The following is a 12,084-nucleotide window of genomic DNA, read 5'->3' on the forward strand; positions in this document are numbered from 1 at the left end:
CTGCTCGATTCGTTGCACCGTGCCCAGGTCTATCGCGAGATGTATGACCAGGCCCGTGAGCGCGGTCGTCACCGTGAACCGAATCTTTTCCGCAGCCTTGTCGGCACCAGCCGGGCGATTCAACACGTCCGTCAGATGATGCAGCAAGTCGCCGACACCGACGCCAGCGTGCTGATCCTCGGTGAGTCCGGCACTGGCAAGGAAGTGGTCGCGCGCAATCTGCACTACCACTCCAAGCGTCGTGAAGCGCCGTTCGTTCCGGTCAACTGCGGGGCGATTCCGGCCGAGTTGCTGGAAAGCGAATTGTTCGGTCACGAGAAGGGTGCCTTCACCGGGGCGATCACCAGCCGTGCCGGGCGTTTCGAGCTGGCCAACGGCGGTACGCTGTTCCTCGACGAAATTGGCGACATGCCGTTGCCGATGCAGGTCAAGCTGTTGCGCGTCTTGCAGGAGCGCACGTTCGAGCGCGTGGGCAGCAACAAGACCCAAAGCGTCGATGTGCGGATCATCGCGGCAACCCACAAGAATCTCGAAAGCATGATCGAGATCGGCACGTTCCGCGAAGACCTCTACTATCGCCTGAACGTGTTCCCGATCGAGATGGCGCCGTTGCGTGAGCGCGTCGAAGACATCCCGTTGCTGATGAACGAGTTGATCTCGCGCATGGAGCACGAGAAGCGCGGGTCGATCCGGTTCAACTCGGCGGCGATCATGTCGCTGTGCCGTCACGGCTGGCCGGGCAACGTTCGCGAGCTGGCCAACTTGGTGGAGCGCATGGCGATCATGCACCCGTACGGGGTGATCGGCGTGGTCGAGTTGCCGAAGAAATTCCGCTACGTCGATGACGAAGACGAGCAGTTGGTCGACAGCCTGCGCAGTGATCTCGAAGAGCGGGTGGCCATCAACGGTCATACCCCGGACTTCACCGCCAATGCGCTGCTCCCGCCGGAAGGCCTGGACCTGAAAGACTACCTCGGCGGTCTGGAGCAAGGGTTGATTCAGCAGGCGCTGGATGACGCCAACGGCATTGTGGCGCGGGCGGCCGAACGGCTGCGTATTCGTCGCACGACCCTGGTGGAGAAGATGCGCAAGTACGGCATGAGCCGTCGTGATGGTGATGAACAGGCGGATGATTGACGCCTGTTTTTCAACCCCTTCATTTATAGGCAGTTTTTTTTAGGCACGGGTATTGCTACATCCCTCGCAACGTTCCGTTTAACTGACGGTCAACCACGCGAGAGAGCACAATGCCCCAAGCCGCCCAGATGTCTCCTGTCCCTGATGTTTCGGGGCAACCGTCGTCCGTAGAGCAGGCAAGCCGGCTTGGCCTTGAGCAGGCGTTTGCGCTGTTCAACCAGATGTCGAGCCAATTGACCGATTCCTACAGCATGCTCGAAGCCCGGGTCACCGAGCTCAAGGGTGAGCTGGCGGTGGTCAGCGCCCAGCGCATGCAGGAGCTGGCGGAAAAAGAGCGTCTGGCCAACCGGCTGCAAAACCTCCTCGATCTATTGCCCGGCGGCGTCATCGTCATCGACGCCCAAGGCATCGTGCGTGAAGCCAATCCTGCTGCGTGTGAGCTGCTCGGCTTACCCCTCGAAGGCGAGTTGTGGCGCCACGTCATTGCGCGATGCTTTGCGCCGCGCGAAGATGACGGTCACGAAATCTCCCTCAAGGACGGTCGGCGCCTGTCGATCGCAACCCGCTCGCTGGATGCCGAACCCGGTCAGTTGGTGTTGCTCAACGACCTGACTGAAACCCGTCATCTGCAAGATCAACTGGCCCGCCATGAGCGCCTGTCGTCGCTCGGTCGCATGGTCGCCTCGTTGGCCCATCAGATTCGTACGCCGTTGTCCGCCGCGTTGCTCTATGCCAGTCATTTGACTGAGCAGGAACTACCGGTCGCCACGCAGCAGCGTTTTGCCGGCCGCCTGAAAGAGCGACTGCATGAGCTGGAACACCAGGTGCGCGACATGCTGGTGTTCGCTCGCGGTGAGCTGCCGTTGACCGATCGTGTCACTCCAAAAATGCTGATGCAGTCGCTGCAAGCGGCGGCGCTGACTCTTGTTCAGGATCTGCCGGTGCGCTGGCAATGCGACAGTCATGCCGGTGAGTTGCTGTGCAATCGCGACACGCTGGTCGGGGCGATCCTCAATCTGATCGAAAACGCCATTCAGGCCAGCGCCGGCGACGTCCGTTTGAAAGTTCATCTGTATACCCGCGACAACAACCTGCGCGTATCGGTCAGCGACAGCGGCAGTGGTATCGACACGAAGGTATTGGCACGTTTGGGCGAGCCGTTTTTCACCACCAAAACCACCGGCACCGGTCTGGGGCTGACCGTGGTCAAGGCAGTGGCCCGTGCTCATCAGGGAGAATTGCAGTTACGTTCGCGGCCGGGGCGCGGTACTTGCGCGCAGGTGATCCTGCCGCTTTTTGCGGGTGAGCAGCCCTGCGCTCAGGGAGTGAAGTGAAGGACATGGCCATCAAGGTTTTACTGGTCGAGGACGATCGCGCGCTACGGGAAGCACTGGCCGATACGCTGGTGCTTGCCGGACACGCTTACAAGGCGGTCGGTTCGGCGGAAGAGGCGCTGGCTGCGGTTGGCGCCGAGGCATTTAGCCTGGTGGTCAGTGACGTCAACATGCCGGGCATGGACGGTCATCAGCTGCTTGGATTGCTGCGGGCTCGTCAGCCGCAACTGCCGGTGTTGTTGATGACCGCTCACGGTGCGGTCGAACGTGCGGTCGACGCCATGCGTCAGGGTGCGGCGGATTACCTGGTCAAGCCGTTCGAGCCCAAAGCCTTGCTCGACCTGGTGGCGCGTCACGCCTTGGGCAATCTCGGCGCGACCGAGAGCGAGGGGCCTGTGGCGTTCGAGCCGGCCAGTGCGCAATTGCTGGAATTGGCCGCGCGCGTGGCGCGCAGTGATTCCACGGTGTTGATCTCCGGTGAGTCCGGGACCGGCAAGGAAGTGCTGGCGCGTTACATCCATCAGCACTCCCATCGCGCCAGTCAGCCATTCATTGCGATCAACTGCGCAGCGATTCCGGACAACATGCTTGAAGCCACTTTGTTCGGTCACGAAAAAGGTTCGTTCACCGGCGCCATCGCGGCGCAGGCCGGCAAGTTCGAGCAGGCCGATGGCGGGACGATCCTGCTCGATGAAATTTCTGAAATGCCCCTCGGCCTGCAGGCCAAGTTACTGCGCGTATTGCAGGAGCGCGAAGTCGAACGAGTCGGCGCACGCAAGCCGATCACGCTGGATATTCGAGTGGTCGCTACCACTAACCGTGACCTGGCCGGTGAAGTGGCGGCGGGGCGTTTCCGCGAAGATCTTTACTATCGCCTGTCGGTGTTCCCGTTGGCCTGGCGTCCGTTGCGTGAGCGCACCGCCGACATCCTGCCGCTGGCCGAGCGCCTGCTGGCCAAACACGTCAATAAAATGAAGCATGCCGCGGCAAAGCTTTCGCCCGAGGCGCAGGCCTGCCTGATCGGCTATCCGTGGCCGGGCAACGTGCGTGAACTGGATAACGCGATCCAGCGGGCCTTGATTCTGCAGCAGGGCGGTTTGATCCAGCCGCAGGATTTTTGTCTGGCCGGGCCCGTGGCGTGTGCGCCATTGCCAGCATTGGCGCCGGCGCCTGCACGAGCAGTGGAAGTCGAAGTCGAATCGGCGGGCGCCCTCGGCGATGACCTGCGGCGCCGTGAGTTCCAAATGATCATCGACACCTTGCGCGCCGAGCGCGGCCGCCGCAAAGAAGCCGCCGAGCGACTGGGCATCAGCCCGCGCACCTTGCGCTACAAGCTGGCGCAGATGCGCGATGCCGGAATGGATGTGGAAGCGTATTTGTTCGCCACGTAACGGTCGGCAAACAAAAGCACAGGAGAGCTTTTGTTTAGAGCGGCCACGGAGCTGGCACCCTTGTTGCTAACACCTCACTACTCGCCGAGTGAGTGTCAAAAAATTGCGAGTAGCCAAAGAGAGCAGACCATGAGCCAAGGTATTGAATTCAACCGGTTGATGCTGGATATGCGCGCCATGCAAATGGATGCCATGTCTGCGCCGAAATCGACTGCCGCAGTCCCTGAAGCGGGTGGCAGCAGCTTTGCCGACATGCTCGGTCAGGCCGTCAATAAAGTGAACGACACCCAGCAGGCGTCCAATCAGTTGGCCAGTGCCTTCGAGATCGGTAAAAGCGGCGTCGACCTGACGGACGTGATGATTTCCTCACAGAAGGCCAGCGTGTCTTTTCAGGCACTGACCCAAGTGCGTAACAAGCTGGTTCAGGCTTACCAAGACATCATGCAGATGCCGGTTTAAGGACGAGATTGAGTCATGGCAGAAGCAATCGCCGATAATGTTCCGGCCAAGGCCACTCCAATAGACGGCAAACCGCCGCTGTTCGGGTTGTCTTTCCTGGAAAACCTCTCCGAGATGACCATGTTGCGTCAGGTGGGCCTGTTGGTCGGCCTGGCTGCGAGCGTGGCGATTGGTTTTGCCGTGGTGTTGTGGTCCCAGCAGCCGGACTACCGGCCTCTATACGGCAGCCTTGCCGGCATGGACGCCAAACAGGTCATGGAAACCCTGGCCGCCGCCGACATTCCCTATACCGTCGAACCGAATTCCGGTGCCTTGCTGGTCAAGGCCGATGACCTGTCCCGTGCGCGGCTCAAGCTCGCGGCCGCTGGTGTCACTCCCAGCGACGGCAATATCGGTTTCGAGATTCTCGACAAGGAGCAGGGGCTGGGTACCAGTCAGTTCATGGAGGCGACCCGCTATCGTCGCGGCCTCGAAGGCGAACTGGCCCGGACCATCTCCAGCCTGAACAACGTCAAGGGTGCCCGCGTGCACCTGGCGATTCCGAAAAGTTCGGTGTTCGTGCGTGACGAGCGCAAGCCAAGCGCTTCGGTTCTGGTTGAACTGTATTCCGGTCGCTCGCTGGAGCCGGGCCAGGTCGTCGCCATCATCAATCTGGTGGCGACCAGCGTTCCCGAACTGAGCAAATCGCAGATCACCGTTGTCGACCAGAAGGGCAACCTGCTGTCGGATCAGGCGGAAAACTCCGAGCTGACCATGGCCGGCAAGCAGTTCGATTACAGCCGTCGCATGGAAAGCATGCTGACTCAGCGCGTGCATAACATCCTGCAACCGGTGCTGGGCAACGACCGCTATAAAGCCGAAGTCTCGGCCGATGTGGATTTCAGCGCCGTCGAATCGACTTCCGAGCAGTTCAACCCGGATCAACCGGCGTTGCGCAGCGAGCAGTCGGTCAACGAACAACGTACCGCCAGCAATGGCCCGCAAGGTGTGCCGGGTGCCTTGAGCAACCAGCCGCCGTCGCCTGCCTCGGCGCCGCAAACCACTGGTGGCGCCACTGCGTCGGCCGGCATGGTGCAGCCAGGCCAGCCACTGCTTGATGCCAACGGTCAGCAGATCATGGACCCGGCCACTGGTCAGCCGATGCTGGCGCCGTACCCGGCCGACAAGCGTCAACAATCCACCAAGAACTTCGAGCTCGACCGTTCCATCAGCCACACCAAACAACAGCAGGGCCGTTTGAATCGCCTGTCGGTGTCGGTGGTGGTGGACGATCAGGTCAAGGTCAACGCAGCCAATGGCGAAACCACCCGTGCGCCGTGGAGCGCCGATGAATTGGCGCGCTTCACTCGCCTGGTGCAGGACGCGGTCGGTTTCGACGCCAGCCGTGGCGACAGCGTCAGCGTGATCAACATGCCGTTCTCTGCTGAGCGCGGTGAAGTGATCGCCGAGATTCCGTTCTACTCCCAGCCGTGGTTCTGGGACATCGTCAAGCAAGTGCTGGGGGTGTTGTTCATCCTGGTGCTGGTGTTCGGTGTGTTGCGTCCGGTGCTCAAGAACATCACCGGCGGGGGCAAAGACAAGCAACTCGCGGCCTTTGGCAGCGACGTGGAACTCGGTGGCATGGGCGGCCTGGACGGCGAACTGGCCAACGACCGCGTCAGCCTCGGTGGCCCGACCAGCATCCTGCTGCCGAGCCCGAGCGAAGGCTATGACGCACAGTTGAATGCAATCAAGAGTCTGGTGGCAGAAGATCCGGGTCGCGTGGCCCAGGTCGTGAAAGAGTGGATTAACGCAGATGAGTGATAACCGAGCCGCTGTCGCCAAACTGTCCCGGGTTGATAAAGCCGCGATCCTGCTGCTGTCCCTGGGTTCTACGGATGCCGCACAAGTGCTGCGCCACATGGGGCCCAAAGAGGTCCAGCGTGTGGGCGTGGCCATGGCCCAGATGGGTAACGTGCACCGCGAGCAGGTCGAACAGGTCATGAGCGAGTTCGTCGACATCGTCGGCGACCAGACCAGCCTGGGCGTCGGCTCCGATGACTACGTGCGCAAAATGCTCACCCAGGCCTTGGGCGAAGACAAGGCCAACGGCCTGATCGACCGGATCCTGCTGGGCGGCAACACCAGTGGCCTCGACAGTCTGAAGTGGATGGAACCGCGCGCCGTCGCCGACGTGATCCGCTACGAGCACCCGCAGATCCAGGCGATCGTAGTGGCGTACCTTGATCCGGACCAGGCCGGTGAAGTGCTGGGCAACTTCGACCATAAGGTGCGGCTGGACATCATCCTGCGGGTGTCTTCGCTGAACACCGTGCAGCCGGCGGCCCTGAAAGAGCTCAACCAGATTCTCGAGAAGCAGTTCTCCGGCAACTCGAATGCCTCGCGCACCACCCTGGGTGGCATCAAGCGCGCGGCAGACATCATGAACTTCCTCGACAGCTCGATCGAAGGTCAGTTGATGGACTCGATCCGCGAAGTCGACGAAGACTTGTCCGGTCAGATCGAAGACCTCATGTTCGTGTTCAACAACCTGTCCGATGTCGACGACCGCGGTATTCAGGCGCTGTTGCGCGAGGTGTCCTCGGACGTCCTGGTGCTGGCCCTCAAAGGCTCGGACGAAGGCGTCAAGGAAAAGATCTTCAAGAACATGTCCAAACGAGCGGCCGAACTGTTGCGCGACGACCTCGAGGCCAAAGGCCCGGTGCGTGTCAGCGACGTGGAAACGGCGCAGAAAGAAATCCTCACCATTGCCCGCCGTATGGCCGAAGCCGGAGAAATCGTTCTCGGCGGGAAGGGCGGCGAAGAGATGATCTAAGGTCACTATGTCGTCCAAACATGATGAGTCCCAGACCGACCTGATCCGTGGCAAGAACGTCGCAGGTTTCGATGTCTGGGCGCTGCCCAGCTTCGACCCGTTTGTGCCAGAACCCGAGCCGGAACCGGAACCCGAACCGCCGGAAATGGAAGAAGTGCCGCTGGAAGAAGTCCAGCCACTGACCCTCGAAGAGCTCGAAAGCATTCGCCAGGAGGCCTACAACGAAGGCTTCGCGGTTGGCGAGAAAGAAGGTTTCCATAGCACCACGCTCAAGGTCCGTCAGGAAGCCGAAGTGGCCCTGACGGCCAAGATCGCTTGCCTGGAACAGTTGATGGCCAACCTGTTCGAGCCCATTGCCGAGCAGGACACCCAGATCGAAAAGTCGCTGGTCGACCTTGTACAGCACATCACCAAACAGGTTATTCAGCGCGAGCTGGCCATCGACTCGACGCAGATCGAACACGTCATGCGTGAAGCGCTCAAGCTCTTGCCACTGGGCGTGGGCAATGTGCGGTTGTACGTCAACCCGCAGGATTTCGAACAGGTCAAAGCCCTGCGCGAGCGCCATGAGGAAACCTGGCGCATCGTCGAGGACGAGTCCTTGTTGCCGGGCGGTTGCCGGGTCGAGACCGAACACAGCCGTATCGATGCGACCATCGAAACCCGTGTGACCCAGGTCATGGCCAAGCTGTTCGACCAATTGCACGATCAGGCGTTGCACCCGGCCGCGCCGGACCTCAGCCTGGAATTGCCGATCGACAAGAAGCCTGCCGTCACCCCGGTCGAACCGGAACTGGACCATCCCGATGCGCCTTGATCGCACCAGCTTCGCCAAGCGCCTCGGCAGCTACGCCGAGGCCACGGAGCTGGCTGGCGCGCCGATCCTCGAAGGTCGCCTGTTGCGTATGGTCGGCCTGACCCTCGAAGCCGAAGGCTTGCGCGCCGCCATGGGCAGCCGCTGCATGGTCATCAACGATGACAGCTATCACCCGGTGCAGGTCGAAGCCGAAGTCATGGGCTTCTCCGGCAGCAAAGTGTTTCTGATGCCGGTCGGCAGCGTCGCCGGCATTGCGCCAGGCGCACGCGTGGTTCCCCTGGCGGACAACGGTCGCTTGCCGATGGGCATGAGCATGCTCGGGCGGGTGCTCGATGGCGCCGGTCGTGCGCTGGATGGCAAGGGCGGGATGAAGGCTGAAGACTGGGTGCCAATGGACGGCCCGACCATCAACCCGCTCAAGCGTGACCCGATCAGCCAGCCGCTTGACGTGGGCATTCGCTGCATCAACGGTTTGTTGACGGTCGGTCGCGGTCAGCGCCTCGGGCTGTTCGCCGGTACCGGCGTCGGCAAGAGTGTGCTGTTGGGCATGATGACCCGTTTCACCGAGGCCGACATTATCGTGGTCGGGCTGATCGGTGAGCGGGGTCGAGAAGTTAAAGAGTTCATCGAGCACATCCTCGGTGAAGAAGGGCTCAAGCGTTCGGTGGTGGTGGCTTCGCCGGCGGACGATGCGCCGCTGATGCGTTTGCGCGCGGCCATGTACTGCACGCGGATCGCCGAGTATTTCCGCGACAAGGGCAAGAATGTCCTGTTGCTGATGGATTCCCTGACCCGTTTCGCTCAGGCCCAGCGGGAAATCGCCCTGGCCATCGGCGAACCGCCGGCGACCAAGGGCTATCCGCCGTCGGTGTTTGCCAAGTTGCCGAAACTGGTGGAGCGGGCCGGTAACGCCGAAAAGGGCGGCGGCTCGATCACCGCGTTCTACACGGTATTGTCTGAAGGCGATGACCAACAGGACCCGATCGCCGACTCGGCGCGGGGCGTGCTYGACGGGCACATCGTGCTGTCCCGRCGYCTGGCSGARGARGGGCATTACCCGGCSATCGACATCGAAGCGTCCATCAGTCGGGTCATGCCGTCGGTGGTCGGTATCAAACACCTGAACCACGCGCAGATGTTCAAGCAATACTGGTCGCGCTATCAGCAGAGCCGCGACCTGATCAGTGTCGGCGCCTACGTGCCCGGCGGTGACCGGGAAACCGACACAGCGATCAATCTGCAACCGGCCATGTCCCTGTACCTGCGCCAGGGCTTGAACGACAACATCAGCATGGGCGCCAGCGAAAACCATCTTGCTTCGGTCTTCGCGCCAGCGCCAGGCGGTTAACCGGTCATGGCCTCGAGTCGCGCGGCACGCCTGGCGCCTGTGGTGGACATGGCTGAAAAGGCCGAGAAAACCGCCGTCCAGCGCCTGGGGCACTTCCAGGGCCAGGTTCGTTTGGCGGAAAGCAAACTCGCCGACCTCGAAGCCTTCCGTCTCGACTACCAGGAACAATGGATCGTGCGCGGCAGTGGCGGCGTTTCGGGTCAGTGGCTGCTGGGCTATCAGGGTTTTCTCGCGCAATTGGGCACGGCCATCGACCAGCAGCGCCAGAGCCTGAACTGGCATCAAAACAACCTGAACAAGGCCCGAGAAGCCTGGCAACAGGCATTTGCCCGGGTCGAAGGCTTGCGCAAACTGGTTCAGCGCTACATGGATGAGGCACGGCAACTGGAAGACAAGCGCGAGCAGAAGTTGCTGGATGAATTGTCCCAGCGGTTGCCGCGTCAGGATTCGTATTGAATCAGGTAGCCCGCGAAGGCGATTTCACAAACCGTACAATTTTTTCAGCCTTGCTCCAGCCCCCATCAGGTGCTAAACCTTCTACACGTACGTTCGTCAATGACAAGGAAGCCGTGAAATGTCAGTCGTTACAGAAGTATCCTCGGATGGGAAAAAGCTGACGATTTCGATCGAGGGACGATTCGATTTCGGTCGGCATCAGGAGTTTCGCGAGTCCTACGAGCGACTCAACAGTAAACCCGAGTCCATTGTGGTGGACCTGAAGAAAGCCACTTATCTCGATARCTCGGCGCTGGGCATGTTGCTTTTGCTGCGCGATCACGCCGGTGGCGACAACTCCGATATTCGTGTCGTCAACAGCAGTAGCGATGTGAAGAAAATCCTCGCCATCTCCAACTTCGACAAGCTGTTCGACATCAGTTGACTGTCATGCAGCCGCTCGAGCCGCTGACGATTCTGATCGCCGAAGACAGTGCGGCCGATCGTATGCTGCTGTCGACTATCGTCCGTCGTCAGGGTCATGAAGTGCTGACAGCCAGTAATGGCGCCGAGGCGGTCGAGGCGTTTCGCTCGCAGCGGCCGCACCTGGTGCTGATGGACGCCATGATGCCGGTGATGGATGGCTTCGAGGCCGCGCAGCAGATCAAGGCGCTGGCCGGCGAAACCTTGGTGCCGATCATCTTTCTGACGTCGCTGACCGAAAGCGAAGCCCTGGCTCGTTGTCTGGAGGCCGGGGGCGACGACTTTCTGGCAAAGCCTTACAACCAGGTGATCCTCGCGGCCAAGATCAAGGCAATGGACCGCCTGCGGCGTTTGCAGGCCACGGTGCTGGAGCAGCGCGACCTGATCGCCAGGCACCATGATTACCTGCTCAACGAGCAGCGAGTGGCCAAAGCCGTGTTCGACAAGGTGGCCCACTCCGGTTGCCTGAATGCGCCGAACATCCGTTATCTGCAATCGCCCTATGCGCTGTTCAACGGTGATCTGTTGCTGGCCGCGTTTACCCCGGTCGGCGACATGCATGTGTTGCTCGGTGATTTCACCGGCCATGGTTTGCCGGCCGCTGTCGGTGCCATGCCGTTGGCCGAAGTTTTCTATGGCATGACCGCCAAGGGTTATGGCTTGTCCGAAACCCTGCGCGAGATGAACGCCAAACTCAAACGTATCCTGCCGGTCGACATGTTCTGCTGCGCGACCCTGCTGCGCCTGAGCTTTCAGCGAGGGTCGGTGGAGGTCTGGAACGGCGGGATGCCGGACGGCTATTTGCACAACGCCACCAGCGGCGAGCGTACAGCGCTCACGGCACGGCACTTGCCGCTGGGTGTGCTGAGCCCGCAAACCTTCGATGACCGCACCGAGGTGTTCCCGATGGCCGTCGGGGATCGGGTGTTCCTGTTGTCTGATGGAGTGATCGATACCTGCGATGCCAATGAACAGTTATTTGGCGTAGAGCGATTGGAGCAGGTGTTTGCAGCCAATCGTCAGCCCGATGCGCTGTTCGAAGAAATCGAGCAGGCCCTGCGGGACTTTCGCGGCGAGGCTCGCGATGACGTGAGCATGGTTGAGGTCAGCCTGTTGGATGCGGCGCAACTGAGCCCGCCAGCACCGGTATATTCCGACAGCGGTCAGTCCTGCCCGCTGGACTGGTCGGTGAGTTTCGAATTTCGCGCCGCCACCCTCAAACGCTTCAACCCGCTGCCGTACCTGTTGCAATTGCTGTTTGAGGTGCACGGCCTGCGCGCTCAAAGTGGTGCGCTCTACAGTGTGCTGGCAGAGCTTTACTCCAACGCCCTGGAGCATGGCGTGCTAGGTCTGGATTCGAGTCTCAAGCGCGATGCTTCGGGTTTTGCGCGTTATTATCAGCAGCGCAGTGCGCGCCTGGACGAATTGCGGGACGGCTATGTGCGGGTACATTTGCAGGTGACGCCAAAAGGCGAAGGTGGTTGCCTGACTGTTCGAGTCGAAGACAGTGGCAAGGGCTTCGATGTGGTGCGGGTGATGGAGCGTCCCGTCGATGATGTCCGTTTGTCGGGACGTGGAGTCAGTTTGATCCGACAGTTGAGTCATCATGCGAGCTGGTCCGATAATGGGCGCAGCGCTCGCGTGGAGTTTTTCTGGGAGGCTCAGGCATAATCCCGGGCATTCTTGATCAAAGGAGTGAACAAGTGGACAACACACATCTGGATCGTGACGTGCTGAGCGCGTTGCAAGAAGTTATGGAGGATGGGTATCCAGAATTGCTCGATACCTTTCTCAGCGATTCCGAAGAGCGATTGAGCTTGCTGCGCAAGGCTGACGATGCCGATCGGTTAGGTGCCACGGCGCAC

The 12,084-nt window shown here is 60.8% G+C and carries 11 protein-coding genes and 1 pseudogene; all 12 read left to right on the plus strand.

Features of this window, described 5'->3' with window-relative positions; all coding sequences use genetic code 11:
- On the plus strand, positions 1 to 1,137 hold a 1,137-nt coding region (locus tag AC1DLB_RS07715), incomplete at its 5' end, for a sigma-54 interaction domain-containing protein (protein WP_477784829.1).
- 128 nt (positions 1,138 to 1,265) lie between these two features.
- A complete protein-coding gene (locus AC1DLB_RS07720) occupies positions 1,266 to 2,471 on the plus strand; it encodes a sensor histidine kinase (protein ID WP_477744287.1) in 1,206 nt (401 codons plus the stop codon).
- Between the two features lie 5 nt (positions 2,472 to 2,476).
- Positions 2,477 to 3,862 carry a sigma-54-dependent response regulator transcription factor FleR gene (gene fleR / locus AC1DLB_RS07725; RefSeq protein ID WP_477744238.1) on the plus strand — a complete coding sequence of 462 codons (1,386 nt, stop codon included), beginning with the start codon at positions 2,477 to 2,479 and terminating at the stop codon, positions 3,860 to 3,862.
- Positions 3,863 to 3,991: 129 nt separating this feature from the next.
- Positions 3,992 to 4,321, plus strand: coding sequence for a flagellar hook-basal body complex protein FliE (fliE, locus tag AC1DLB_RS07730; protein WP_477744239.1), 330 nt, complete (start codon positions 3,992 to 3,994; stop codon positions 4,319 to 4,321).
- Between the two features lie 15 nt (positions 4,322 to 4,336).
- Positions 4,337 to 6,124, plus strand: a complete 1,788-nt coding sequence (gene fliF, locus AC1DLB_RS07735) for a flagellar basal-body MS-ring/collar protein FliF (protein ID WP_086945865.1) — start codon at positions 4,337 to 4,339, stop codon at positions 6,122 to 6,124.
- On the plus strand, positions 6,117 to 7,136 hold the full coding sequence (fliG, locus tag AC1DLB_RS07740; RefSeq protein ID WP_003184041.1) for a flagellar motor switch protein FliG: 1,020 nt from the start codon (positions 6,117 to 6,119) through the stop codon (positions 7,134 to 7,136). Before fliF ends, fliG begins: the two co-directional genes overlap by 8 nt.
- A 7-nt stretch (positions 7,137 to 7,143) precedes the next feature.
- The gene (fliH, locus tag AC1DLB_RS07745) at positions 7,144 to 7,953 is read left to right on the plus strand and encodes a flagellar assembly protein FliH (protein ID WP_064619476.1); all 810 of its coding nucleotides are present in this window, start codon (positions 7,144 to 7,146) and stop codon (positions 7,951 to 7,953) included.
- Complete coding sequence (gene fliI / locus AC1DLB_RS07750) at positions 7,943 to 9,301, plus strand: flagellar protein export ATPase FliI (protein WP_018925045.1); 1,359 nt, start codon at positions 7,943 to 7,945, stop codon at positions 9,299 to 9,301. Before fliH ends, fliI begins: the two co-directional genes overlap by 11 nt.
- 6 nt (positions 9,302 to 9,307) lie before the next feature.
- The gene (gene fliJ / locus AC1DLB_RS07755) at positions 9,308 to 9,757 is read left to right on the plus strand and encodes a flagellar export protein FliJ (RefSeq protein WP_018925046.1); all 450 of its coding nucleotides are present in this window, start codon (positions 9,308 to 9,310) and stop codon (positions 9,755 to 9,757) included.
- 118 nt (positions 9,758 to 9,875) lie between these two features.
- Positions 9,876 to 10,181, plus strand: a complete 306-nt coding sequence (locus tag AC1DLB_RS07760; RefSeq protein WP_477784830.1) for an STAS domain-containing protein — start codon at positions 9,876 to 9,878, stop codon at positions 10,179 to 10,181.
- A 5-nt stretch (positions 10,182 to 10,186) separates the two neighbouring features.
- Positions 10,187 to 11,890, plus strand: a complete 1,704-nt coding sequence (locus tag AC1DLB_RS07765; RefSeq protein ID WP_477744240.1) for an ATP-binding SpoIIE family protein phosphatase — start codon at positions 10,187 to 10,189, stop codon at positions 11,888 to 11,890.
- 32 nt (positions 11,891 to 11,922) lie between these two features.
- Positions 11,923 to 12,084: pseudogene (locus AC1DLB_RS07770) on the plus strand (Hpt domain-containing protein); the annotation flags it as partial.

Source organism: Pseudomonas sp. 05N434, from assembly GCF_056396965.1.

Bases quoted from the DNA above. Each gene is read 5' to 3' on its own strand.
- fliG (WP_003184041.1), top strand. From the start codon at position 6,117: ATGAGTGATAACCGAGCCGCTGTCGCCAAACTGTCCCGGGTTGATAAA.
- fliH (WP_064619476.1), top strand. From the start codon at position 7,144: ATGTCGTCCAAACATGATGAGTCCCAGACCGACCTGATCCGTGGCAAG.
- fleR (WP_477744238.1), top strand. From the start codon at position 2,477: ATGGCCATCAAGGTTTTACTGGTCGAGGACGATCGCGCGCTACGGGAA.
- AC1DLB_RS07720 (WP_477744287.1), top strand. From the start codon at position 1,266: ATGTCTCCTGTCCCTGATGTTTCGGGGCAACCGTCGTCCGTAGAGCAG.
- fliJ (WP_018925046.1), top strand. From the start codon at position 9,308: ATGGCCTCGAGTCGCGCGGCACGCCTGGCGCCTGTGGTGGACATGGCT.
- AC1DLB_RS07765 (WP_477744240.1), top strand. From the start codon at position 10,187: ATGCAGCCGCTCGAGCCGCTGACGATTCTGATCGCCGAAGACAGTGCG.
- fliF (WP_086945865.1), top strand. From the start codon at position 4,337: ATGGCAGAAGCAATCGCCGATAATGTTCCGGCCAAGGCCACTCCAATA.
- fliE (WP_477744239.1), top strand. From the start codon at position 3,992: ATGAGCCAAGGTATTGAATTCAACCGGTTGATGCTGGATATGCGCGCC.